Raw genomic sequence first — 22,867 nt, 5'->3', positions numbered from 1 at the left:
CACGACCGATGAGGAGGCGGAGATGCCGACGCCCTACCGCTATGTGACGCCGGTGCCCACGGAGGCGGCGGCCGGCCTGATCGCCCAGGTCTACGCGCAGATCGCCCGTGATTTCGGCATGGCCCGCATGCCGCTGTTCCTGACGTTGTCCCCGGCTCCCGAGGTGCTCGCCGCCACCTGGGCGATGCTGCGTGAGTCGCTGGTCGCCGGGCAGGCCCCGAGGGCGGCCAAGGAGGTCGTCGCCACCGGGGTCTCCCTCGCCAACAAGTGCCCCTTCTGCGTGGACGCCCACACTGTGCTCCTGCACGCGACGGGTGAGCACGAGCTGGCCGAGACCGTCGCACGCGGGGGGAAGCCGTCCGATCCTGAGCACGCCCGGCTGTTCGCCTGGGCCACCGGCACGGCCACGTCCGGGCAGGCGCCGCCGTGCCCGGAGGGTCACGCGGCCGAGCACATCGGCACGGCCCTCGCCTTCCATTTCATCAACAGGATGGTGTCGTCGCTGCTGACCGACGACCTCCTGCCGGCCGGGCTGCAACGCTCCCGGCTGGTACGCGGCCTGGGCGGCAGGGCCCTCGCCAAGACGGTACGCCGCAGGCTGCCGCAGGGCGAGGCGCTGCCCCTGCTGCACGGGCTGCCCTCGGGCCCCGCCCCGGCCTGGGCGGCGGGTGCCCCGGCCGGGACCGCGTTCGCCGCGCTGCGGGCCGTGGCGGGGGAGGGAGATCATCTGCTGGGCGACTCGGCCAGGGAGGCGGTCGTGGAGGCCGTCGCGGCCTGGGACGGCGAACACCCTCCGCTGTCCGGCTGGCCGTCCGGTCCGCTGGCGGACGTCGCGCCCGCACAGCGCCCGGCGGCCAAGCTCGCCCTGCTGGCCGCCCTCGCGCCGTATCGGGTGGCCGACGCGGACGTGGCCGCCTGGCGGGAGGCCGGGGGCGGCCGGTCCGACGCCGACCTCGTGCGGCTGCTGGCGTTCGGGGCGATCACCGCCGTCCGGCGGATCGAGGCCGCACTCGCGGTGCCCGCCTGAGGTCAGACCTCCAGTTCGCCGGACCAGATGGTCACGGCGTGCCCGGCGAGTTCGACGCGTTCGCCGCGCAGGGTCGTGCGCACGGTCCCGCCGCGCCGCGACACCTGCTCCCCGACGAGCGCGTCCCGGCCGAGCCTGGCCGACCAGTGCGGCGCGAGCACGCAGTGGGCCGACCCGGTGACCGGGTCCTCGGGCACGCCCACCCGGGGGCCGAAGAACCGGGAGACGTAGTCGGCGGAGGTGCCCTCGCCGGACGCCGTCACGATGACGCCGCGGGCCTCGACCTCGGCGAGCCGCGCCATGTCGGGCTCGGCGGCCCGGACCTCATCGGCCGACCCGACCTCGACCAGCAGGTCGAACTCGCTGCGGCCGGTCCACACCGGCGTGACGCCGAGTGCCTCGACGAGGCCGTCCGGCGGCGGGCACGGCGCGGCCTGCTTCGCCGGGAAGTCCATCGCGATCAGCCCGCCGTCCGCCTGCTCGGTCGCGAGCACGCCGCTCTTCGTGTCGAACTCCAGCCGCCCGGACTCCCCAAGGGAGTAGAGGACGTGCGCGGTGGCCAGGGTGGCGTGCCCGCACAGCGCGACCTCGACCGCGGGGGTGAACCAGCGCAGCGAGCACGGCCCCTCGGCCTGCCCGAGAACGAAGGCCGTCTCCGAATGGCGCATCTCGGCGGCCACCGCCTGCATCCACTCGTCCGGCACGGTGTCGTCGAGGAGGCAGACCGCGGCGGGATTGCCCCGGAACGGCCGGTCGGTGAAGGAGTCCACGGTGAAGATGCGCATGTCTGCGGATTCTACGGCCGCCCGCTTCCACCACCGGGCCGGCCGAGCGCGGCGAGGGTCTCCCGGGCGACCTGGAGCTCCTCGCGGGGCCGTACGACGAGGACCGGCAGGCGGGCGCCCGGCGGGCTGACGACGCCGTCCCGGTCCACGTCGGTCACGGCGGGCGGCTCGACGCCGAGCAGCGACAGCCGGCCGCACACCGCCTCGCGCACCTCGGGCTGGTCCCAGCCGATCTCGCCGGTGAACACGAGCGCGTCGAGCCGGTCGAGAGCGGCGGCCGAGGCGGCGATCTCCCGGCTCACCCGGTAGGCGAACACGTCGAGCGCCAAGGCGGCGGCCTCCTCGGGCGAGGCGACCAGGTCGCGGGTGTCGCCCGACAGGCCGTCGGACAGCCCCAGCAGGCCGGAGCCGTGCTCCAGCCCGTCGCTCAGCTCCTCCAGCGTGAGGCGCGAGCCGGACAGCAGCCACAGGAGCATGCCGGGATCGACGCTGCCGGAGCGCTTGCTCATGGGCACACCCTCCAACGGAGTGAACCCCATCGAGGTGTCCACGCTCCGGCCGTCCCGCACGGCGCAGACCGAGCATCCGCCGCCGAGATGGGTGAGGACCAGGCTGACCTCCCCGGCCGGGCGCCCGAGCAGCTCGGCCGCACGCCGGGTCGCCCACGCGTACGACAGCCCGTGGAAGCCGTAGCGGCGCAGGCCCCAGCGCCGCCGCCACTCGGCGGGCAGGGCGTAGGTCGCGGCGGCGGCGGGAAGCCCGGCGTGGAAGGCGGTGTCGGGACACAGCACGTGCGGCACGGACGGCAGCACCCGCCGGGCCGCCTCGACCAGCGCGAGCGCGGGCGGCACGTGCAGCGGCGCGAGGTCGGCGTATCCGCGTACGGCCTCCACCACGTCGTCGTCGGCGACCGTCGGAGCGCGCACGGCCTCGCCGCCGTGGACGAGCCGATGACCGACGGCGGTCACCTCGGTGTCCGCCCCGGACAGGAAGTCCGACAGCGTACGCTCCGCCGCGGCGGGGTCCGGGCTGTGCTCGCTGTGCTCGGTCCGCACCACGCGGCCGTCCCGCACCAGATGCAGCTGCAGGCTGCTGGAGCCCGCGTTGACGGTGAGCACGGTCGGTGTCATGGCGTTCGTCTATCCGGCGGCCCGGCGGGCAAACCCCGGCGGCCGCCGGAAAGAACGGCCGGAAGAACGGCTGGAAAGAACGGCCGGGGAGACTACGGACGCACGGCGCAGAGCAGGCGGTTGTCGCCGCGCTGCCACAGCGTCCCGATCTCGGCGAAGCCCGCCGCGCGGAGGGCCTCGACATGGGTGGACAGGTGGAGCGACTCCGAGCCGTGGTGCGCCGCGGTGGCCGGCCGGGGCGCCGCGACACCGGCGAGGTCGGGGTCGGCGGCGATCGCGTCCCACCACTGGCGCCAGTCCTCCGGACGGCCGCCGGCGAAGCGCCGCCGCTCCTCGCTCTCGTGCACGGCCCGCTCCAGCCGCGCCAGCTCGGGAGTGGTGTCCTCGGAGCTGAAGTGGTCGCCGTTGAGGAACAGCCCACCCGGGCGCAGCACGGTCGCGAGCTCGGCGTACACGGCGCGCAGATGGGGCTCGGCCAGCCAGTGCAACGCGGTCGTGCTCACCGCCACGTCCGCCGGGCGGTCGAGGCCGAGCGCCCGGCTCCACCCCGGCTCGCGCAGGTCCAGGTCGGCGAGGCGCAGGCCGTCACGGTCGCCGTACGCCGCCCGGGCGAGCGACAGCAGGAGGGGATCGGCGTCGACCGCCACGACCGTGGCCCCGGGAAGACGGTCCAGCAGGCGGGCCGAGAGCGAGCCGGGGCCGCAGCCGAGGTCGATCACCAGGGGGTCCGGACGGCCCACGCCCGCCTCGACGGCGTCGATCAGCGCGGTGAAGCGCTCCTCCCGGTCGGGGAGATAGCCCTCCTGCTGGCGGTCCCAACGGTCGATCCACCTGGTGGCCACGTCGATCGTGAGCATGCCGACTCCTTGTAACTGGCGTGTATGCTTTCGGCAGTTACAACGTAGAACGCAAGGGCGTAACTGGTCAAGTGAACTTCAACAGTCACACCGATGCTGTGGTGTCGATCGCGGTCGGCCTGGTCAACGCGCTGACCGAGGGTGAGGCTCGGGGCCGGCCGTACGCGCCGCCGACGGGTGAGGCGCGGGCCGCCGCGGTCGGCGACGTCCTCGCGGCCGGCGACAGCCGGGCGCCCGAGGTCGCCGAGGAGGAGGTGGACGCGCTCGCGGAGGTCGCGGGGCGGCTGCGCGGCGTGTTCGAGGCGGTGACGCGTGGCGACGTGGACGCGGCGGCGCTCGCCCTGAACGGACTGCTGGCCGAGACGGACGCCCGCCCGCACCTCGACCGGCACGACGGGGAGCCCTGGCACCTGCACTTCCACGGCGCGGGCGGCACCCTGGCCGGCAACTACGCGGCCGGTTGCGCGACCGGCCTCGCCGTGGTGCTCGGCAGCGAGTTGCACGACCGGCTCGGCGTGTGCACCGCGCCGCACTGCGACCGCGTGTACGTGGACACCTCCCGCAACGGCACCCGCCGCTTCTGCTCCACGGCCTGCCAGAACCGGGTCAAGACCGCCGCCTTCCGGGCGCGCGGCGCCTGACCGCTCTGTCGCCTGTCTCTCGGGCCCGACGGTCGGAACGCGAGGTCCGATCGCCGCCGGACCTCCCCGCGGCGCTGCCGCCATGCTCGACACCATGAACGAGATCGACGACATGAACGGCAAGACGGCCCTGGTCACCGGGGGTGGCCGGGGGATCGGCGCGGCGGTCGCACTCAAGCTGGCCGAGCGCGGCGCGGACGTGGCGCTGACCTACGAGCGCGACGGGGACAGCGCGGCCGCCGTGGCCGAGAAGGTGAAGGGGATGGGCCGGCGGGCGCTGGTCATCCGGGCCGACAACGGCGACGCGGCGGCGGTCACCGCCGCCGTGGACGAGGCGGCCGCGGAGTTCGGCCAGCTCGACGTCCTCGTGAACAACGCGGCGGTCTTCCACGTCGCGCCGATCGAGGACCTGGGGCCGGAGGAGGTCGACCGCACGCTCGCGGCCAACGTGCGCGGGCCGTTCCTGGCCGCGCGGGCGGCGGCGGCCCACATGACCGAGGGCGGCCGGATCATCACCATCGGAAGCAACATGGCCGAGCGGGCCGTCTTCCCGGGCTTCGCCCTGTACGCGATGAGCAAGACGGCCATGACCGGAATGACCAAGGGGCTCGCCCGCGACCTCGGGCCGCGCGGCATCACGGTCAACCTCGTCAACCCCGGCCCGACCGACACCGCCTCGAACCCGGCGGACAGCCCCATGGCGGACACGATCCGGGGGCTGACGGTCCTCGGCCGCTACGCGGAGCCGGGCGACATCGCCGAGACCGTGGCCCACCTGGCGGGTGACGGCGGGCGTTACGTCACCGGAGCGACGATCAACGTGGACGGCGGCTGGGCCGTCTGACGTCCGTCCGGGCACACCGCCCGGGCGCGGCCCCGGCCTCGGGCGCTGTCCGGCTGCGCCCCGCTGCCGGCTGCGGGGTCCTCCGACGGCCGTGGGACGGGGCGGGTCTCAGGCGTCGGCGGCTTCGACGTCGGCGACCACGCACGAGATGTTGTCGGGTCCGCCGCCCTCGTTGGCCAGCTCGATGAGCCGGCTGACCGCCTCCTGCGGATCGGCCACGGTGGTGAGCACGTGGTGCATCGCCTCGGGTTCGAGCACGGCGGAGAGCCCGTCGGAGCACAGCAGATAGCGGTCGCCCGGGTGCACCTCGCGCAGCGAGAGGTCCGGCTCGGCCAGGCCGCTCGTCTCCAGCGCCCGCAGCAGCAGGGACCGGCGCGGATGGCGGGCGGCCTGGTCGGGGCTCATGCGGCCGTCGTCCACCAGCGACTGCACCAGCGTGTGGTCGCGGGTGATCTGGTAGAGCGCGCCGTCACGCAGCATGTACGCCCGCGAGTCGCCCACGTGGGCCAGGGCGAACTTCCCCTGGCCGTCCCACAGCATCGCGGTGACCGTGGTGCCCATCCGCTCGAGTGCCGGGTCCTGGGCGGCGAGGTCGCCCAGGCACTGCCCCGCCTCCCGTACGGCGTCCGCGAGGGCGGCGGCGACGTCGGCGGGAGCCGGACCGTCCTCCAGCCTGGCCAGTGTGGAGATGACGGCCGCGCTTGCGACCTCGCCGTGTCCGTGTCCGCCCATCCCGTCGGCGATGGCGAGCAGGCGCTCGCCGGCGTGCACCGAATCCTCGTTGTTGGCACGCGAGCGCCCGACGTCCGACCCCGCGGCGTACCGAATACGGTTGTGCGTCATGGTTTTGAGTAAACCATTGGTTGAGTCACTTCACAAGCACAGTGCTAGGCTCGTGTTCATGAGCCACGACGCCCAGGCGGACAACTCGGCGGACACGACCGCGCGCCCGGCCGCCGCGAGCCCGCTCGAGGCCGCCGTCGAGGCGGCGGTCGAAGCGACCGTGAACGCGGGCGACATCGCCCGGCTCGCCGACGTCGGCAGGGCCGCGGTCAGCAACTGGCGCCGCCGCTACGAGGACTTCCCCCAGCCGGTCGGAGGTACCGCCTCCAGCCCCCTTTTCTCGCTTCCCGAAGTGGAGGCGTGGCTGCGCAGGAACGGCAAGTCGTTCGAGGTGTCCCAGGGCGACCGTGTCTGGCAGCGGCTGCGCGCGTCGGCGGACGACCTGCGCCTCGGCGAGGTGCTGGGGGAGGTGGGGGCGTTCCTGCTCTACACGCTCCGCGACCCCGACGGCTGGAAGCGGCTGTCCGCCGCCTCCGACCTCGCCGTACGGCTCCCGCGTGCGGTGGCGGAGGCGACCGCCGACCTGCCCCCGCGCGCGGGGGACGCGACGCAGGTCGAGCCCGGCCTGCTCCGGCTGGTCGCCGGGATGGCCGAGCGGAGCGGCGCGGCCGGCACGTTCGAGTTCCTCTGCGAGCGGTACGCCGAGGCGCACAGCCGCAGGCTGGCGCTGACCCGGCCCGACCTGGTCGCCCTGATGACCCGGCTGGCCTGTTCGGGGGCGCGGACGGTGCTCGACCCGGCGTGCGGCATGGGCACACTCCTGCTGGGCGCCGCCGGGGCCGCCGGGGCGGGGGACGACGTGCGACTGCTCGGCCAGGACGCCAACGAGACGGTCGCGATGCTCGCGGCGTTGCGGCTGCTGCTGCGCGGACGGGACGCCCGGGTCGTCCCGGGGGACGCGCTGCGGCACGACGCGTTCCCGCCGGACCGGCCGTCGGACGGCGCGCTCGCGGACGCGGTCGTGTGCGACCCGCCCTTCAACGAGCGGGCGTGGGGCCACGAGGACCTCGTCGGCGATCCGCGCTGGCAGTACGGCATGCCTCCGCGGGGCGAGTCGGAGCTGGCCTGGGTGCAGCACTGCCTCGCCCACGTGCGGCCCGGCGGGCTGGTGGCCATCCTGATGCCGGGTGTCGCGGCGAGCCGCCGCCCGGGACGCCGCATCCGGGCGAACCTGCTGCGGACGGGCGCGCTGCGCGCGGTCTTCACGCTGGTGCCCGGGGGCCCCGACCTGTGGCTGCTGCGCCGTCCCGAGCCCGGGGAACGGCAGCCCGGCGCGATCCTCGTGGCCGACGCGGGAGACGACCCGGCCTCCGTAGAAGCGGCCTGGCGGGCCCACCTCGCGAAGACCGAGCTTCCGCCCGGCGGCCGCACGGTCAGGATCATCGACATCCTCGACGACGAGGTGGATGTGAGCCCGGCGCGGCACCTGTCCCCCCGGGTCGACATGCGGGGTTTTCCCGCGGCCGGTGAGCGCTTCAGGGAGGCGCTCGCGGCGCTGGCCGGCGACATGCCCGACCTGGAGGTGCTCACCGGCGGCGCGGCGGGCTGGGACGTGTCGTGGGCGACCGTGGCCGAGATGGCGAGATCCGGGCTGGTCACCATCAGGCACTCGACGCTGCGGGCGCTGCCCGCCGATGTCCCCGGCAGCGAGATGTCCGAGAGCGAGGTTTCCGGCAGCGAGGTGGCCGAGGGGGGAGTGGCCGTGCTGACGGCCGACGACGTCGCGGCCGGAACGACGCCGTCGAGGTGGATCCCGCGCGCCCCCGGCCTGCTCGCCGTACGACGGGGAGACGTCGTCGCGTCGGCCGTGACCGCCCGGGTGGTCGCGGGGGAGGGGGCGGTCCTGGGCCCCCATCTCAGCCTTTTCCGCGTCGATCCCGGCAAGGTGGATCCCGAGTTCCTGGCCGGGTTCCTGCGCTACGCCGCGGGCGGCGGGCGGCCGCACCTGGGCAGCAGCCGCGTGGAGGCCCGCCGGGCCCGCGTGCCCCAGCTTCCCCTGGCCGTCCAGCGGACGTACGGCACGGCCTTCCGGCGGCTGCTCGCGCTGGAGGACGGCCTGCGCGAGGTGGCCGCGGCGGGTGAGGCGCTCGCGCGGCTCGGCGTCGAGGGGCTGATCGACGGACGCCTCCGCCCCCGTGGGTGACGCGGCCGGCGGCTCCCCAGCTGAGAGAGTCCTGTCCACCCTGCCGCCGAGCCCGAGCATCGCGGACGAATCCGGTAGCTTTTTCCCCGATAGGCCGACGGGAGGGGCGCATGGTCATCGGCGACCGGTATGACCTGGACGACCTCCCCCTGGGGCAGGGCGGCATGGGCGCCGTATACGGCGGGCACGACCGGCGGCTCGACCGCAAGGTGGCGGTGAAGTTCCTGCGGCTGCCCGACGGCCCGGACGAGGAGTTGCAGCGCCGCTTCATTCGCGAGGCGCGCATCCTCGCGAAGCTCGACCATCCGGGCGCGCCCGTGCTCTACGACTTCGGCACCTACGAGCAGCGGCTCTTCCAGGTCATGCAGTTCATCGAGGGCGTGACGGTCGCCGACCTGCTGAGCGAGCACGGCCCGCTGCCGGTGCCGTGGGCCGCGGCCATCGCCGCGCAGGCGTGCGCCGTGCTGACCGCCGCCCACGAGCTGTCGATCTGCCACCGGGACCTCAAGCCGACCAACCTCATGCTCTGCCCGGACGGCAGCGTGAAGCTGCTCGACTTCGGGCTCGCCATGCTGCGTGAGACGGACGTCGCGGGGAGGACGGCGCAGTTCACCCGGATCGGGCAGATTCTCGGCACCCCGGCGTACATGTCCCCCGAGCAGATCCAGCGGGGTGTCGCCGGGCCGAAGAGCGACCTGTACTCCCTCGGCTGCGTGCTGCACGAGATGCTGACCGGCAACCAGCTGTTCACCGGGCCCACGGAGTACGCCGTGTTCGACAAGCAGGTGAAGGAACAGCCGCCGCGGGTGCCGGGGGTCCCCGCCGCGCTCGACCGTCTCATCGCCGAACTGCTGGAGAAGGAGCCGGACAACCGGCCGCCCGACGCGCACACGCTGTTCGAGCGGCTGCAGCCGTTCGCGGTTGACCTGCCCCCGCTGCCCGGCTTCCTCAACCCGTCGTCGGTCCCCAGCCCCGGGCGCATGTACGCCCAGATGGTCGGCCGGGTCCGCTGACGGGGCCGCTGAAGGGGCACTGAAGGGCCGGCCGGAGGGTCCGCCGGAAGCGGGCGCTCACGCCCGCCAGGCCGTCAGGACCTCCTCGACCCGGGGGCGGATCCGCTCGCGGGCCGTCATCCGCGGCGCCCCGCCCATCAGCAGCGCGTCGTAGTCGGTGTCCAGATGGCGCACGCTCGCGATCACGGCGAGCGTGATGGCGTTCTCGTCCAGCACCCGGGCGGCGGCGGTGCGGCCCACCCGCCCGCTGCCGCGTACGGCGGCGTGCGCGGCGATGGCCTCGGCCCGCTCGGCCGGGCAGTGGGGGAACAGGCGGCGGATCTGCGCAGCCATCCTCGTCTGGAACTCGGCGTCCTCGCCGGCCCGGCGCTCGCGGTCGCGTTCGCGGCGGCGCAGCCGTGCCTCCTCGTCGGCCAGGCACTGCTCCTCGGCCCGCGTCAGCGCCTCCTCCTCGACCAGCACGCCGAGCCGCTCGTATCTCTTGCGCCGCCGGTTGAAGCGGACCACCACCGCAGACAGCCCGCTCTCCTTCTTGGCGCGGCGGCTCAGCGCCGCGTTCCCCGCCGGAAGGAAGCACAGGTGATCCATGTCGGCGCAGGTCAGGCAGTGCGGCCGATCGTCCTCCATGATCAGATAAGGCCCGGTGTCCCCGCACCCGGCACACGTCCACGCGTCCAGCGGCGCCACGGCCACGAGGTCGGGGGCCTTGCTGTGCCGTTCGGCGATCTGCCGCCGCCGTGTCTCGCTCAGCTCGGGCGACAGCCAGTGGACGCGGAAGGCACGCTCCAGGTCCTCGTCGCCCGCCGCCGTGAAGCGCAGCGGCCGCCGGTCGCGGGTGCCCGCCGTGTAGGCCGCCTCGCTCTCCAGCAGGTCGCGGGACATGGCCCACGCGCGCAGATGCGACAGGGCCTCGGCCATCCGGCCGGCGTCCACGGCGGCCAGCCGTTCCAGGCTGTCGGCGCGCCCCTGCCGCCAGGTCTCCACGTGGCGGTCGTGCAGCCACCGCAGGCCGGTGAGGACGTCGATCGGGGTCACGTACTTGCGGGTGGCCAGGGCGATCTCCGCCGCCTGGGCCACCCGTCCGCCGAGCTTGCTGCGCATTCCTCCAAGGGTGCCCTATGCCGGTGTGCGCGTAAGCCGGTTCACGGCGGCGAGCAGCCCCACGGCCGCCAGGCTGGAGATCGTGGCCGACCCGCCGTACGACACGAACGGCAGCGGCAGCCCCGCGACCGGCAGCAGGCCCATCGTCATCCCGACGTTCACGAACGTCTGGAACGCCAGCCAGCACACCACCCCGCCGGCCACCGCCGTGCCGAACGGCGAGGGGCTCTTGGCCGCGATCCACAGGCCGCGCCACAACAGGGCGAGCATCAGCAGGATCACGCAGGCCGCGCCGAGGAAGCCGAGCTCCTCGCCCGCGACGGTGAAGATGAAGTCGGTGTGCTGCTCGGGCACGAAATGACCCGCCGTCTGCTCGCCGTGGAACAGGCCCTTGCCGAGCAGGCCCCCGGAGCCGATCGCGATCCTGGCCTGGGTGGCGTTGTAGCCCATGCCCATGGGGTCGGCGTCCGGGTCGGCCAGCACCATCAGGCGCTGGAGCTGGTAGGGCCGGATCAGGTCGAGCCGCCACACCAGGAGAAGCCCGGCGGCCCCGGCGGCGGCGAACGCCGCGAACCACCTCTTGGGCGCTCCCGACACCACGATCATCCCGGTGGCCAGCACCAGGAAGACGATCGCGGTGCCGTAGTCGGGCTGCAGCGCGATCAGCCCGACCGGCACCGCGGCGAGGCCGAGGGCGAGCAGCACGGCCCCGGCGCCCGGCCTGCGCTCGCCGTCGCGCGGCTCGCCCAGCGCCGTCGCGATCGCGAGCACCGTGGCCGCCTTGGCGAACTCGGACGGCTGGAACTGCAGCCCGTCGCCGAGCACGATCCAGGCGTGCGAGCCGTTGATCGTGCGGCCCAGCGGGGTCAGCACGGCGACCAGCCCGGCCAGCCCGAGCAGGTACAGCACCGGGACGTAGGCCCGCAGCATCCGCAGGTCGATCCGCGAGACGGCCCACAGGAGCGCGAAGCCGATGCCCACGCTGAGCGCCTGCCGCTGCAGGAGCGTCGAGCCCGGCTCGTTGCGGGTGGCCGACCACACGAGCAGCAGCCCGATCGCCGACAACGCGGCCGCGGGCAGCACCAGGCCCCAGGCGGGGAAGAGGGCGAGGCGCGCCCACGGCCTGCGCCTGGTCGCCCGGCTCGCCGGCAGCCGTACGGACAGGGGACCGAGCGTCGTCATCGCGTGCCTCCAACCAGCCGAGCCCAGCCCGTTCCACCCCTGCCCGTCCGAGTCCTGCCCGTCCGAGCCATGCTCGCCCGGGTCCAGCCTGATCCACCGCTGCCCGTCCGAGTCCCGCCCGTCACCGCGTGCCACCCGGCTCGGAGAACGCGACCGGAGGCAGGGAGGCGGCCCGCGCCCCTCTGCCGTCCTTGTCGTGCTTCGTGCTCTTCTTGCCGTGCTTCTTCGCGTCGTGGGTGAGGGCGGCGATGCCCTCCCAGATCTCCCGCGCGGCGGGGGCCGCCGTGGTCGCGCCCGTGCCGCCCTGCGAGACGACGACCACCACGACATACTTCGGCTTCTTCACCGGGCCGAAGGAGGCGAACCACGAGGTGTCCTGCCTGCCGTACGCCTCGGCGGTGCCGGTCTTCCCCGCGACCGGCAGCCGCTTGAAGGAGTAGCCCTCGAACGCGCCGGCGGCCGTACCCGCGCGAGGCACGTCGGCGAGCGAGTCGCGGATGAACCGCAGCGTCGTGCGAGAAGCGTCGATCTTTCCCACGACGGGCGGGGTGATCGTGCGGACCACGGTGCCGTCGGGGCGCACGACCCGCTTGCCGATCCTGGGGCTGAAGACCGTGCCGCCGTTGGCGAGCGCGGCGTACCCCCGGGCGAGCTGGAGCGGCGTCACCAGCACGTCGCCCTGGCCGATCGAGAAGTTGGCCGCGTCGCCCGCCCACCAGACCCCGCCGGAACGGCAGTTGTCGGAGGCGAGCGCCTTGAGGTAGGCCGCCCGCTTTCGGTCGGACATCTCCGGATAGCCGGTCTTGGCGCGGCGGCAGGAGTCGGTCTTGGTCCGCTCCCAGTTGGCCTTCTTCCAGGCGCGGTCGGGCACCCGCCCCGACGCCTCGTGCGGCAGGTCGACGCCGGTGGGTGTGCCGAACCCGAACTCCGCGGCCATCTTCTGCATCGGGTCCTTGGGGTGTTTGACCGGCTTGAGCCCGCCGTCGCGCTGCCACATCTTCTCGGCGAACCGGTAGAAGATCGTGTCGCAGGACACCACCAGGGCCCGGTGCATGTCCATCCGGCCCAGCTCGGCGCTCTCGAAGTTGTGGAACACCCGGCCGCCGATCGTGTAGCCGCCCGGGCAGTCATAAGAGGCCCGCAGCGAGTAGCCCGCCTTCGCCGCCGCGGCCGTCGAGGTCACCTTCCAGGTGGAACCCGGCGGCCACTGCCCCTGCACGGCCGCGCTGACCAGCGGCAGGTCCTCGTAGTCGTGCTGTGAGATGCCCCCGGTCCACACGCCCGGGTCGTAGGTGGGATAGTCGGCGATCGCCGTCACCCGCCCGGTCTTCGCCTCCAGCACGACCGCCGCGCCGCTGTCCGCGGGCTCGCCCCGCTTGCGCGCGGCGGTCACGGCCCGGGCCAGCGCCCGCTCGGCCACCTCCTGGATGCGCGCGTCGATGCTGGTCACCAGCGTGTCTCCGGCGACGGCGGCCTCCTCGCGGATCAGGCCGGTGACCGTGCCCGTGCTGTCCACGGCCACCTGCCTGAGCCCGGTGCGCCCGGCCAGCTCGCGGTCGTACTGCGCTTCGAGGCCGTCGCGGCCGATCAGCTCCGGGCCTCCCTCGGGGTCGTCGGGGGAGGGCGGCTGCAGGTAGCCGAGCACGTGCGCCGCGGCCGAGCCGAGCGGATAGGTCCTGACCGGCCGCAGCGCGGTGCTGACGCCGGGGAACTCGTCCTGCCGCTCCGCGATCCACAGCGCCGTGCGCACGCTCACGCCGTCCGCGACCACGATCGGCTGGTACGGCGAGCCGGGCCAGCACGGCCGGGGCACGCCTCCGGCGCACAGCCGGGCCCGGTCGGCGATCTCCTGGTAGGGCCGGCCCAGGGCCCGGGCGAGCCGGGTCAGCACGTCCCGCCCGCCGTCGGGCTGGTGGATGAGGGCCATGTAGTCCACCGACACCTGCGGTTTGGTCTCGTTGGCGACCAGCGGCCGGCCGCGGACGTCGAGGATCGGCCCCCGCACGGGCGGCAGGACGACCGAGCGGACCCGTGACTCCGTGGCCGCCCTCACGTACGACGGGCCGGTGACGATCTGCAGATACCACAGGCGGCCGAGCAGGGTCAGCATGAGCGCGGTCACCACGACGAACACGAGCGTGAGGCGGCCCCGGTGGACGGTCCTACGCAAGCCGCCTCCCCCGGCCGTACCGATCGCGTGAACCGTCCCGCGACCTGGGCACCCGCCCGAACGACCGGCGGCGGGGCAGCAGGGCGAGCGCCGCCGCCACGAGCGCGGCCAGGCCGACGGTCCAGGCGACGGCGCCGGGCGCGAGTGCCGTGCCCCAGGGGGTGCCGTCGAGCAGGGCCGCGAGCACGCCCCCGGCGAGCGTCGCGCCCAGGGCCACGACGGCGGCGACGGCGGCGCGCCGCCCGGCCGCGCCGTCCGCGGTGACCCGTGCGCACACCCACCCGGCCAGGCACATGACCAGGGCGAGCCGCCCGATGGTGTGGTCGGCGGGCGGCGCGACGTCGGCGGCCAGGCCCGCGGCGAACCCCAGGAACGCCCCTGCTCCGGGGCGTAGCAGCGCCGCGAGCGCGATGACGGCGACCAGCACGACGTCGGGCCCGCCGCCGGGCAGGGACAGTCCGTTGACCACGGCGACCTGGAGCACCGGTGCGAGGAGGACGACGAGCACGGACAGGACGACCGCCTTCATCACGCCCCCTTCGCCTTCTTCTGGTTCTTCTCGCCGCTCTTCGCGGCGTCCGCATCCCCGCCCCCGGCCTCGCCCCCGGCCTCGCTCCCGGCCTCGCTTTCGGCGGCGGACGCGTCCACCGCCGCGGCGTCCGGCAGCGGTCCCAGCACCACGGTGACGAGGTCGAGCGCGGTGAAGCGGGCGAAGGGACGCACGAGCGCCGTCCTGGTCAGCGCGTCCGGCGCGGGTTCCACCGTGACCACCGTGCCGATCGGCACGTCCGGCACGTACGGCCGCATGTCCCGCGACCCCAGGGTCACCACCCGGTCGCCGGGCTTCACCTCGGCGGAGGCGTTGAGCAGGCTCAGCCGCAGCAGCCCGTGCTCGGGGACGCCGGTCACCAGGCCGACCTCACGCGAGCCCTCCAGCCGGGCCCCGATCGAGGCGCCGGAGGCCGTGGCGAGCTGCACGGTCGCCGTGCCGGGGCCGGAGCGCAGGATCCGGCCGACCAGCCCGTCGCCGTCGAACACGGTCATGTCGCGGGTCACGCCGGCGTCGGAGCCGGTGTCGACGGTGACCGTGCCGTCCCGGCCGAAGCCGATGACGTGGGCCGACACGACCCGGTAGCCGTCCGCCTGGGCGGGGGAGGGGATCGTGCGCCGGGCGGCCAGCAGGTCGGCGCGCAGGCGGGCGTTCTCGCGTTCGAGCTCCGCCACGCGATGCTCGCCCGACGCCCAGCGGACGCCGGCGGACGCCGCGTCCTCCAGCCCGCCGAAGACGGCCGACCCGAACGCCCGCAGGGGTTCGAGCGGGGTGACGGTGTCGGCCGCGATCAGGGCGGCGGAGGCGAGCGCAAGCAATACGGGCACCCGGCGACCGGAGGCCCTCATCGACGCGTTTCGGGGAGGAACACGTCCTGCATGTCGTCGAAACGCTCGACGCACCGGCCCGCGCCCAGCACCACGGACTGGAGCGGCTGGTCGACGAGGTGGATCGGCATGCCGACGGCCTTCTCGAGCCGTTCGGCCAGCCCGTCGAGCAGCGCGCCGCCGCCGGTCAGCACGATGCCGTTGTCGATCAGGTCGCCCGCCAGCTCGGCCGGGCACTGGTCCAGCGTGCTCTGCACGGCGTCGACGATCGTCTGGACCTGGTCCTCGATCGCCTCCCTGACCTGCGCCCGGTTGATCGTCGCGGTCTTCGGCAGGCCGGTCACCAGGTCACGGCCGCGGATCGGCAGCGGCGTGGTCTCGTCGCCGCCCGGCCGCGCATTGCCCAGCTTGATCTTGACGTGCTCGGCCGTGCGCTCGCCGAGCATCAGGGAGTGTTCCTTCTTGACGTAGTTGACGATCGCCTCGTCGAGCTCGTCGCCGCCGACCCGCACGGACTTCGACACGACCACCCCGCCGAGCGAGACGATCGCGACCTCCGTCGTGCCGCCGCCGATGTCCACGACCATGTTGCCGGTCGTGTCGCCCACGTTGAGCCCGGCGCCGATCGCCGCGGCCATCGGCTCCTCGATGATGTGGACGCGGCGGGCGCCCGCCTCGTACGCCGCCTCCCTGACCGCGCGCTGCTCGACGCTCGTGGTGCCGCTCGGCACGGCGACGACGACCCGGGGCCTGGCCAGGTAGCGGTTCTTGTGCGCCACCTGGATGAAGTGCCGCAGCATGCGCTCGGCCGCGTCGAGGTCGGCGATCACGCCGTCCTTGAGGGGGCGCAGCGTGGCGATGTGGGGCGGGGTCCGCCCGATCATCTCCTTCGCCGCGGTCCCGACCGCCACGATCCTGTCCGTGTGCAGGTTGACCGCCACCACCGACGGCTCGTCGAGGACCACGCCCTTCTTGCGTACGTACACGAGCGTGTTGGCCGTGCCGAGATCGACCGCCATGTCCCGGCCGAGCAATCCCCACGGGAAACCCATCGCCGACCAGCTTTCAGAAAGGAGGGAGAGCACGCGTGATCGCTGCCCGGCGGCCCTGCCTCTAAACAGAACGGTCCCTCCCGTACGAACCGGACCGCTAGGCGACGCTGAGATAGAGGTCTCTCGCCAGCTTCGTCACCCGCTGGGCCGACTGCGTGAAGGACGCCCCCGAGGGCTGCAGGGTGAGCACCACCATGATCAGCCGGTCGCCGATCACGCCAGTAGTGTGGAGCACCGGACGGCCGAAATCAACCGGGTTGCCGCTGATTGTGACCGCCCCGATACGGTATGACGTCGCCTTCGCCCGGGTGCATTTGACGGGAGGAACCGCACCATATCCGGACCAGCCCTGCTTGATCGCCCAGGGTCGGGGGACGGCGCGGGGGATGCCGAAGAACTGGTCGAAACCGTCGCGGGCGCACTGCGACGCCTTGCGTAGATTGCCGAGGACGAAGTCGCGGACGCGCGGCTCGGCCCGCCGCAACAGATACCGATAGACGAGCGCGATGTCGGCCGCGCTGATGGCCGTGTAGCCCCAGAAGCCGGGTTTGGCGGCGGGTGGCGGGCCGGTTTCGGTCAGGCCGATCCTGCGTGCCATCCGCCGCACGATCTCGCCCTGGCCGCCGTGCCGCCACAGGGCCGTCGCCGCGTCGTCGTCGCTGCCACGGAGCATGGGCGTCAGCAGCGCCATGTCCCGGGCCGGGATCGTCCCCCTGTGCCGCTCCAGATAGTCGGTGGCGATGAGGATCTTCACGACCGACGCCGACCGGAACCGATGGTGCGCCTGCCGTTGGGCGACCGTCTTGCCCGTGGTCACGTCGACCACGGCGTACCCCGCCGTCACCCCGGCAGGCACCCGCACGGGCTTCGCGGGGGACCGGACCGGGCGGGCGGCCGACGCGTCCCTGGTCGCCGGCCCGCTCGCTCCCGCCGTCGCCGGCTCGCTTGCTCTCGCGGTCGCGGCGTCGCCCGAGGGGCGTGTGTCCGGCGTGGCTCGTGACGCCGCCCGCGCCGAGCCCGTGCCGTCGCCGCCGGCCGCGCAGCCGGTCAGGAGCGCCGGAAGCACGGCGGCGACGGCCAGGACGGCGGCGGTTCTCGATCGCGTCATCCGACCATGCCTACCAGATCGGCTCCCGGCCGTGCGGGGAAACAGCCCGTACGCACCGGTTGTCCCGGAGCGGTCTCAGCGGCCGTCGAGGAGGGGCTGCCGCGGATTCCAGCGGGTGCCGTCGGCGGCGTCCCTGCGCCGCCGGGCGATCGCCGACAGCGCCTCCAGCACGACCCGGTTGCCCAGATACGCAGTGATGTCCGCATGGTCGTACGGCGGGGCCACCTCGACGATCTCCAGACCGACGACGGGCATCTCGTAACAGGTCCTGCGTACGGCGTCGAGGAGCTGGCGGGCCGACAGGCCGCCCGGCTCGGGCGTGCCGGTGCCCGGCGCGTGGCCGGGGTCGCAGACGTCCACGTCGACCGACAGGTAGACGCCGTCGCACTCGTCGAGCGCGATCGCGTACGCCTCGCTGAGGCACTCGTCGAGACCCCTGGCGACGATCTCGGTCATCTCGTACGACCGCATGCGCTGCCCGGCCATCCAGTCGAGGATCTCCGGCCCCGGCCAGTAGCCGCGCAGGCCGATCTGCAGGAAACGGTCGCCCCGGATGGCCCCCGACTCGATGAGCCGCCGCATCGGCTGCCCGTGGCCGTGCAGGTGGCCGAACTCGATGTCGCCGGTGTCGGCGTGCGCGTCGAAGTGGAGCATGGAGATCCGGCCGAAGCCGTGGTGGCGGGCCACGCCGGTCGCGTCGGGCAGGGCGATCGTGTGGTCGCCGCCGAGGACGACGGGGATCGCCCCGGAGGCCGCGATCTTGGCGACCGCGTCCTCGATCGCGCGCAGGCTGCCCTCGATGTCCCCGGCGTAGGTCTCCACGTCTCCGGCGTCAAGCACCCGCAGGTCCTTGAGGGCGTCCACGCGCAGCGCCAGGCTGGGGCGGGAGCCGTCGTGGGGGAGATAGCAGGTCTGCCGGATGGCGTTCGGGCCGAATCGCGCACCCGGGCGGTGGGAGGTGCCGCCGTCGAACGGCGCGCCCAGGATGACGACGTCGGCGTCCGCGTAGCCGGCCGGGTCGTCGAGGTCGCAGCGCTCGACGCCGAGGAACGTGATGTCGGGGCCGAACATCTGGCCGTAGCGGGACAATCCAACTCCTGGCAGCAAATCGGTCCTATCGGACAACACATGCTATTAGCCGACAGGGCTGATGTGCTGCTCCTCGACGAGGAAGGGGTCGAGCAGGCCCGAGGTGCCCGCGGCGGCCAGGCGCAGCGCCTCGGCGAGGTCCACGTCGCGCACCTGGTAGCCCTGCTTGCCGGCCGCCGTGGTCGCCGTCAGCGTCACCAGGCCGGCCCGGCGCTGGAAGAACGACCGCTCGACGTTCCAGCCGATGACGCCGTCGCACTCCAGCGCCACCCGGCGACGGGAGAACGAGCCCCAGCGGGTGACCAGATACCCGGACGTCAGAGCGTGGCCGAGAGAGCGGTAGCGGTCGGCGGCGAGCAGGGCGGTCAGCGGCAGCAGGGCGGCGGCGGTGAGCCACGTCCACGACGGCAGCCCGGCCCACAACCACAGCGCGACCAGCGCGGCCAGCACCAGCGCGTGCACGCCGTACGCCCGGGTGAACCTGCGGCGCAGTGCGGCGGGGCCGTGCGCGGTCAGACCCACGGTGACCGGCGAGGCGCCGGAGGCGGAGGAGTCGGACGCGGCGTCGGCGACACGGGGGAGCACGAGCCGGGCCACCGACACGGCGGCCGCGCGCGGCGCGGGCGGCAGCAGCAACGATCCGCCGCGCTGGGCGCCCTGCGCCGCCCGCAGCCCCGTCGTGACCGCGGACAGGCGGGCCCCGCGTACGGCGCGCAGCAGCAGCGGCTCGCTCACCTCGACCCCGCGCAGCCGCCGTTCCTCGATCGTGGTGGCCCGGGTGGTCAGCAGTCCCCGGGTCACGTGAAGGGTGCCCTCGGCGTGCCGGGTCAGCCGGAAATTGCCGAAGGCCAGGACGTAGCCGAGCGTGGAGGCGACGCTCACGAACACCACCAGCACGAGCACCACCGTCGCGATCTCCAGCAGGAGCGACATCGCGCTGAACCACCGCCAGGTCTCCTGGATCGGCCCGACCCTGCCGAGGTCGACGTTGCCCTCCGAGACCAGGCGGGACACGAAGCCGGCGACGACACCCACGGTGACGAGCCCGGACATCGTGAACGGCCCGAACCTCACCCACTCGGGACGCATCCGCGCGAGTTCGGTCTCCGCGGCCGGCATGCTCCCCGCGGGAGGTGTCACGCTGATCTCCGCGGCGGACGCGGCGGACGCGGTGGACGCGGTGGAGGCCGCTACGGGAGAGCGGTGCAGCAGCTCCACGCGCAGGCGGGCGGCCTCGGCGGCGGACAGCGCGTCGAGCTTGAGCCGGCCCTCGCGCCTGCGCTCCGACGTGCCCGTCCCCACCTCCACCCGGGCCAGGCCGAGCACCCGGTGCAGCACGTGGGAGGTGACGTCCACCGTGCGGACCCGGTCGCGCGGCACGGTCACCACCTTGCGGGTCAGCAGGCCGCGGCGGACCTGCACGTGCTCGGGGGTGATGCGATAGGTCGTGGTGAACCAGCGGAGCATGCCGAGCACCACCATGAGGCCGACGCCCCCGATGCTCCACCATTGGCCCTGCCCGCCGCTGCTCGTCCCCGCGACCAGCAGGCCGAGCAGCGCCGGGGCGGCCCGTACGACCTCCTGGAACGGGTGGATCACCAGCATGCGCGGGCTCAGCCGCCGCCAGGTCGAGGTCGTCTCGACGACGTCGATCACGTGGCGTCACCCGCCGTCGCCTGCGCGGTCGCGGTGAGGTCGGCGACCAGGCGCTGGGCCGTGTCCCGGTCGAGGCCGCTGACCTTGATCGGGCCGGCGGCGGAGGCGGTGGTGACGGTGACGTTGGCCAGGCGGAAGATCTGCTCCAGCGGGCCGCGCTCGCTGTCCACGGTCTGGATGCGGGAGACGGGGGCGATGCGCCACTCCTGCTTGAACCAGCCCGACTGGGTGAACACGGCCGCGGACGTGGCCTCCCAGCGGTGCACCCGATAACGCCACTGCGGCATGACCGTGACGTGCGCCACCGCGACGACGGCGGTGACGACGAGAGCGGTCACGTGGGTGGCGACGGGCCAGGCGTCACCGTCGCCGTCGGCCACGAGCCAGACGACCTGGGCCGCGAGGAGGACCAGCCAGCCGAGGGCGGCCCGTGCGGCCCAATACCAGACGGCGGTGCGGCTCACGCGGTGCTGAGGAGACCGGAGGGTCGGGGTGTCCACGTCTCAACTCTGCCCGATCGCGCGCGTTCTGGCGTAGTGGCGCATATCCCGTCCTGATCGGGACAAATGTCGTGTCCGCGATCGGCGGTGGATCGGACGGTTCTGCCGACGGGGACGGTCGCGTTGGCGAGGTGGTTCCGGTACGAGGCCGCTTGGCGAAAAGCGTAACCTGTAGGTTACGCTTTTCTTCGTGGACGTGGTGGTGCAAGCGATCGCGGACCCGGTGCGCCGGGAGATCCTGGTCATGTTGCGCGGAGGCAGGCTCTCGGCGGGACGGATCGCCGGGCACTTCCGGATCAGCCGGCCGGCCGTGAGCCGCCACCTGCGCGTGCTCCGGCAAAGCGGGCTGGTGCGCGACGAGCTCGTCGGCAGGCAACGGCTCTACGAGCTCGACGCCGGGCAGCTCACCGAGCTCGCCGTATGGCTCGGCCAGTTCGTCCGGCCTCGCGGCTGGGAGCACCGCCTCGACGCGCTGGAGACGGAGGTCTACCGGACCCGGCGCGAACGCCGTACGCGCAGTGCGGCCGACCAAGCGAAGGAGAACACCGCGTGAACCATCCCCCCACCGGCGAGCTGTTCCGCACCGGCGCCGGCAGTGATCTCGTCCTGACGCGCTCGTTCCGCGCCTCCGCCGAGGACGTCTGGGCCAGCATCACCGAGCCCGAGTCCACGGCTCGCTGGTTCGGGCCGTGGGAGGGCGACGCCGCGCCCGGCCGCACGATCAAGGTGCGAATGGCGTTCGAGGACGAGGCGCCGTGGCTCGACATGCGCATCGACGCGTGCGATCCGCCACGGCGGCTGGCGCTGTCGGCGACCGACGAATCCGGCACCTGGCGCGTCGAGATGCTGCTGTCGGAAGCCGCCGGTGCGACGCGCCTGCGGTTCGTGCAGCACCTCGACACCGAGGAGCAGCTCGGCGAGATCGGCCCGGGTTGGGAGTACTACCTGGACATGCTCGTGGCCGCGCGTGACGGCTCACCCATGCCGGACTTCGCCGCCTACTACCCCGCGATGCGGCCCTACTACGCCGAACTGCCCGCCCAGGCATGAGGACCCCGGCCCTTGACGGAGGGCCTCAGAGGGCGGACAGCAGCGTGTGGACGTGGGAAAGCGGGTCGGCGCCCACCGGGCGTACGGCGACCGTGGAGACGCCCGCCTCCCACAATGCCCTGACGTGCGCGGCCGCCTCCTCCGGCGAACCGGCCGCCATGGCGACCTCCTCCGGCGCGACCTGCAGGAACCCGGCCTGCTCCTCGGCCGCCTTCCGCATGGCCTCGCGCGCGCCGTCGCCGACGTAGAGGTGGACGAACGCCACCACTTCGTGGTCTCCGGTCGCGCCGATCCCCTCGATCATCGACCGCAGCCGCTCCGGGGGGAGGCCCTCGGGGAGGATGGTGCCCTGGGCGATCCGTCCCGACAGGGCCAGCGAGCGCGGGCTCACCACTCCGGCGAGGACGGGCGGGGGCTCGGCCGGCGGGTGGACGAGGCGGACGCCGTCCAGGTTCACCTCGCGTCCGTGCAGGGTGACGGTCTCGCCGCGCAGCAGCGCCCGTACGGACGTGATCGTCTCCTCCAGCAGCGACAGCGGCGACGCGGCGGCGGCGCCCACCTGACGCATCCACGCCTGCACGCCGTGCCCGATCCCGGCGGCCAGCCGCCCGGGGTGGAGGCGGGCCAGGTTGGCCAGCTCCATCGCCAGCAGCATCGGATTGCGCAGGGGCGCCGGAGTGATGCCGATGCCCACGCGCAGGCGCGAGGTCGCGGCCAGCGCCGTGGCGGCCGAGGAGATCGCGCCCGTCCAGCCGAGGTCCTCCACCACCCACAGGTCGGAGACCGCCGTGCCGTCGAGCTCCCCGGCGAACGGCGTGAGCGACTCCGGCGGGAGGTCGCGGTCGAAGACGACTCCAAGCCTCACGGGCGGCCCTCCAGAGCAGGCGAGATCGGCTCTACGGCCTTCGAGTATCCAGGACGGAGGGAAGCGGCGCATACCGGGCGACGCCGCAGGGGGGCGGATGGATTGCTCAGCGGGGGCGGGGAATTCAGCGGGGGCGGGGAATGAGGAGGGCCGGGCCACGGTGGGCCCGGCCCGGATCATGGTGGCACCGGCCGTACGGCCGTCACTCGCTCGCGCCCTCGGCGGGACGGTTGGCCTTCTTCGCCTGCTTCGCCGAGCGGGCTTCCTTGATGGCCGTCCTCTTCGCCTTGCCGGTGGACTTCGCGGGCTTCTTCTTCTGAGCGTCGTCAGCCATGATTCCCCCGAATGTACGAGGATGCGCCTTATGTGCGCATCTGAGGGGGTTGATACCCAAGAGAGCGGTGAGACACCCAGCCGGTACGGCTCGCGCTTCC

General features: G+C 73.7%; 23 protein-coding genes. 7 read left to right on the top strand and 16 right to left on the bottom strand.

What is annotated here, in order from left to right; genetic code table 11:
• The first annotated feature begins 22 nt into the window (after positions 1-22).
• Positions 23-1,027 (top strand): carboxymuconolactone decarboxylase family protein, encoded by a 1,005-nt coding sequence (locus BXA11_RS35285; protein ID WP_076441598.1) that lies wholly within the window; start codon positions 23-25, stop codon positions 1,025-1,027.
• Between the two features lie 2 nt (positions 1,028-1,029).
• Here BXA11_RS35285 and BXA11_RS35280 read toward each other — a convergent pair whose 3' ends face one another.
• From BXA11_RS35280 to BXA11_RS35270, 3 genes are all read right to left on the bottom strand, one after another.
• Positions 1,030-1,812: a PhzF family phenazine biosynthesis protein gene (locus BXA11_RS35280; protein WP_076441596.1), complete on the bottom strand. Its 783-nt coding sequence runs from the start codon at positions 1,810-1,812 to the stop codon at positions 1,030-1,032.
• Between the two features lie 11 nt (positions 1,813-1,823).
• The gene (locus BXA11_RS35275; RefSeq protein WP_076441593.1) at positions 1,824-2,942 is read right to left on the bottom strand and encodes an acetate/propionate family kinase; all 1,119 of its coding nucleotides are present in this window, start codon (positions 2,940-2,942) and stop codon (positions 1,824-1,826) included.
• A 92-nt stretch (positions 2,943-3,034) separates the two neighbouring features.
• Positions 3,035-3,799: a class I SAM-dependent methyltransferase gene (locus BXA11_RS35270; RefSeq protein ID WP_030510597.1), complete on the bottom strand. Its 765-nt coding sequence runs from the start codon at positions 3,797-3,799 to the stop codon at positions 3,035-3,037.
• A 71-nt stretch (positions 3,800-3,870) separates the two neighbouring features.
• Between BXA11_RS35270 and BXA11_RS35265 the strand changes: the two genes are divergently transcribed.
• Together BXA11_RS35265 and BXA11_RS35260 are read left to right on the top strand one after the other, a co-directional pair.
• On the top strand, positions 3,871-4,440 hold the full coding sequence (locus BXA11_RS35265; RefSeq protein ID WP_076441591.1) for a CGNR zinc finger domain-containing protein: 570 nt from the start codon (positions 3,871-3,873) through the stop codon (positions 4,438-4,440).
• 94 nt (positions 4,441-4,534) lie between these two features.
• On the top strand, positions 4,535-5,284 hold the full coding sequence (locus tag BXA11_RS35260) for an SDR family NAD(P)-dependent oxidoreductase (RefSeq protein ID WP_076441685.1): 750 nt from the start codon (positions 4,535-4,537) through the stop codon (positions 5,282-5,284).
• Positions 5,285-5,392: 108 nt separating this feature from the next.
• On the opposite strand, the gene BXA11_RS35255 is transcribed toward BXA11_RS35260, so the two are convergent.
• Positions 5,393-6,127: a PP2C family protein-serine/threonine phosphatase gene (locus BXA11_RS35255; protein WP_076441589.1), complete on the bottom strand. Its 735-nt coding sequence runs from the start codon at positions 6,125-6,127 to the stop codon at positions 5,393-5,395.
• Between the two features lie 58 nt (positions 6,128-6,185).
• Between BXA11_RS35255 and BXA11_RS35250 the strand changes: the two genes are divergently transcribed.
• Both BXA11_RS35250 and BXA11_RS35245 read left to right on the top strand, forming a co-directional pair.
• Positions 6,186-8,270, top strand: a complete 2,085-nt coding sequence (locus tag BXA11_RS35250; RefSeq protein ID WP_083744812.1) for an N-6 DNA methylase — start codon at positions 6,186-6,188, stop codon at positions 8,268-8,270.
• Between the two features lie 110 nt (positions 8,271-8,380).
• Positions 8,381-9,283 carry a serine/threonine-protein kinase gene (locus BXA11_RS35245; protein ID WP_030510592.1) on the top strand — a complete coding sequence of 301 codons (903 nt, stop codon included), beginning with the start codon at positions 8,381-8,383 and terminating at the stop codon, positions 9,281-9,283.
• A gap of 57 nt (positions 9,284-9,340) precedes the next feature.
• Here BXA11_RS35245 and BXA11_RS35240 read toward each other — a convergent pair whose 3' ends face one another.
• The 10 genes from BXA11_RS35240 to BXA11_RS35195 all read right to left on the bottom strand — a co-directional run bounded on the left by BXA11_RS35240 (position 9,341) and on the right by BXA11_RS35195 (position 20,518).
• The gene (locus BXA11_RS35240; RefSeq protein WP_076441587.1) at positions 9,341-10,384 is read right to left on the bottom strand and encodes a DUF2293 domain-containing protein; all 1,044 of its coding nucleotides are present in this window, start codon (positions 10,382-10,384) and stop codon (positions 9,341-9,343) included.
• Between the two features lie 15 nt (positions 10,385-10,399).
• Positions 10,400-11,566, bottom strand: coding sequence for a rod shape-determining protein RodA (rodA, locus tag BXA11_RS35235; RefSeq protein WP_076441585.1), 1,167 nt, complete (start codon positions 11,564-11,566; stop codon positions 10,400-10,402).
• 121 nt (positions 11,567-11,687) lie between these two features.
• Positions 11,688-13,736 (bottom strand): penicillin-binding protein 2, encoded by a 2,049-nt coding sequence (gene mrdA, locus BXA11_RS35230; RefSeq protein ID WP_204053678.1) that lies wholly within the window; start codon positions 13,734-13,736, stop codon positions 11,688-11,690.
• Positions 13,729-14,265, bottom strand: coding sequence for a rod shape-determining protein MreD (gene mreD, locus BXA11_RS35225; protein ID WP_076441583.1), 537 nt, complete (start codon positions 14,263-14,265; stop codon positions 13,729-13,731). Before mreD ends, mrdA begins: the two co-directional genes overlap by 8 nt.
• On the bottom strand, positions 14,265-15,113 hold the full coding sequence (gene mreC, locus BXA11_RS35220; RefSeq protein ID WP_143734706.1) for a rod shape-determining protein MreC: 849 nt from the start codon (positions 15,111-15,113) through the stop codon (positions 14,265-14,267). Before mreC ends, mreD begins: the two co-directional genes overlap by 1 nt.
• A 17-nt stretch (positions 15,114-15,130) precedes the next feature.
• A complete protein-coding gene (gene mreB / locus BXA11_RS35215) occupies positions 15,131-16,165 on the bottom strand; it encodes a rod shape-determining protein (protein ID WP_076441579.1) in 1,035 nt (344 codons plus the stop codon).
• Positions 16,166-16,262: 97 nt separating this feature from the next.
• The gene (locus tag BXA11_RS35210; protein ID WP_204053677.1) at positions 16,263-17,273 is read right to left on the bottom strand and encodes a D-alanyl-D-alanine carboxypeptidase family protein; all 1,011 of its coding nucleotides are present in this window, start codon (positions 17,271-17,273) and stop codon (positions 16,263-16,265) included.
• Positions 17,274-17,348: 75 nt separating this feature from the next.
• Positions 17,349-18,362, bottom strand: coding sequence for an agmatinase (speB, locus tag BXA11_RS35205; RefSeq protein WP_076441577.1), 1,014 nt, complete (start codon positions 18,360-18,362; stop codon positions 17,349-17,351).
• A 45-nt stretch (positions 18,363-18,407) separates the two neighbouring features.
• Positions 18,408-20,018, bottom strand: coding sequence for a PH domain-containing protein (locus BXA11_RS35200; RefSeq protein ID WP_204053676.1), 1,611 nt, complete (start codon positions 20,016-20,018; stop codon positions 18,408-18,410).
• Positions 20,015-20,518 carry a PH domain-containing protein gene (locus BXA11_RS35195; RefSeq protein ID WP_076441575.1) on the bottom strand — a complete coding sequence of 168 codons (504 nt, stop codon included), beginning with the start codon at positions 20,516-20,518 and terminating at the stop codon, positions 20,015-20,017. The genes BXA11_RS35200 and BXA11_RS35195 overlap by 4 nt, the downstream gene beginning before the upstream one ends.
• Positions 20,519-20,708: 190 nt before the next feature.
• Here BXA11_RS35195 and BXA11_RS35190 point away from each other — a divergent pair, with 190 nt between their 5' ends.
• The gene (locus BXA11_RS35190; protein ID WP_076441573.1) at positions 20,709-21,071 is read left to right on the top strand and encodes a metalloregulator ArsR/SmtB family transcription factor; all 363 of its coding nucleotides are present in this window, start codon (positions 20,709-20,711) and stop codon (positions 21,069-21,071) included.
• A complete protein-coding gene (locus tag BXA11_RS35185; RefSeq protein WP_076441571.1) occupies positions 21,068-21,568 on the top strand; it encodes an SRPBCC family protein in 501 nt (166 codons plus the stop codon). Before BXA11_RS35190 ends, BXA11_RS35185 begins: the two co-directional genes overlap by 4 nt.
• A gap of 25 nt (positions 21,569-21,593) precedes the next feature.
• On the opposite strand, the gene BXA11_RS35180 is transcribed toward BXA11_RS35185, so the two are convergent.
• Complete coding sequence (locus BXA11_RS35180) at positions 21,594-22,433, bottom strand: LLM class flavin-dependent oxidoreductase (protein WP_076441568.1); 840 nt, start codon at positions 22,431-22,433, stop codon at positions 21,594-21,596.
• Between the two features lie 202 nt (positions 22,434-22,635).
• The gene (locus BXA11_RS45550; RefSeq protein ID WP_256863183.1) at positions 22,636-22,767 is read right to left on the bottom strand and encodes a hypothetical protein; all 132 of its coding nucleotides are present in this window, start codon (positions 22,765-22,767) and stop codon (positions 22,636-22,638) included.
• Positions 22,768-22,867 lie beyond the last annotated feature (100 nt).

Origin of the sequence: Microbispora rosea (assembly GCF_900156315.1) — a bacterium.
GTDB lineage: Bacteria > Actinomycetota > Actinomycetes > Streptosporangiales > Streptosporangiaceae > Microbispora > Microbispora rosea.
Note: the sequence above shows the minus strand (reverse complement) of the source record. Positions and strands in the feature narration are given on the sequence as shown.

Excerpts from the sequence above, each read along its gene's own strand:
- BXA11_RS35285 (WP_076441598.1), top strand. The coding sequence starts at position 23 with ATGCCGACGCCCTACCGCTATGTGACGCCGGTGCCCACGGAGGCGGCG.
- BXA11_RS35280 (WP_076441596.1), bottom strand. The coding sequence starts at position 1,812 with ATGCGCATCTTCACCGTGGACTCCTTCACCGACCGGCCGTTCCGGGGC.
- BXA11_RS35275 (WP_076441593.1), bottom strand. The coding sequence starts at position 2,942 with ATGACACCGACCGTGCTCACCGTCAACGCGGGCTCCAGCAGCCTGCAG.
- BXA11_RS35270 (WP_030510597.1), bottom strand. The coding sequence starts at position 3,799 with ATGCTCACGATCGACGTGGCCACCAGGTGGATCGACCGTTGGGACCGC.
- BXA11_RS35260 (WP_076441685.1), top strand. The coding sequence starts at position 4,535 with ATGAACGAGATCGACGACATGAACGGCAAGACGGCCCTGGTCACCGGG.
- BXA11_RS35255 (WP_076441589.1), bottom strand. The coding sequence starts at position 6,127 with ATGACGCACAACCGTATTCGGTACGCCGCGGGGTCGGACGTCGGGCGC.
- BXA11_RS35250 (WP_083744812.1), top strand. The coding sequence starts at position 6,186 with ATGAGCCACGACGCCCAGGCGGACAACTCGGCGGACACGACCGCGCGC.
- BXA11_RS35245 (WP_030510592.1), top strand. The coding sequence starts at position 8,381 with ATGGTCATCGGCGACCGGTATGACCTGGACGACCTCCCCCTGGGGCAG.
- BXA11_RS35240 (WP_076441587.1), bottom strand. The coding sequence starts at position 10,384 with ATGCGCAGCAAGCTCGGCGGACGGGTGGCCCAGGCGGCGGAGATCGCC.
- rodA (WP_076441585.1), bottom strand. The coding sequence starts at position 11,566 with ATGACGACGCTCGGTCCCCTGTCCGTACGGCTGCCGGCGAGCCGGGCG.
- mreD (WP_076441583.1), bottom strand. The coding sequence starts at position 14,265 with ATGAAGGCGGTCGTCCTGTCCGTGCTCGTCGTCCTCCTCGCACCGGTG.
- mreB (WP_076441579.1), bottom strand. The coding sequence starts at position 16,165 with ATGGGTTTCCCGTGGGGATTGCTCGGCCGGGACATGGCGGTCGATCTC.
- BXA11_RS35210 (WP_204053677.1), bottom strand. The coding sequence starts at position 17,273 with ATGACGCGATCGAGAACCGCCGCCGTCCTGGCCGTCGCCGCCGTGCTT.
- BXA11_RS45550 (WP_256863183.1), bottom strand. The coding sequence starts at position 22,767 with ATGGCTGACGACGCTCAGAAGAAGAAGCCCGCGAAGTCCACCGGCAAG.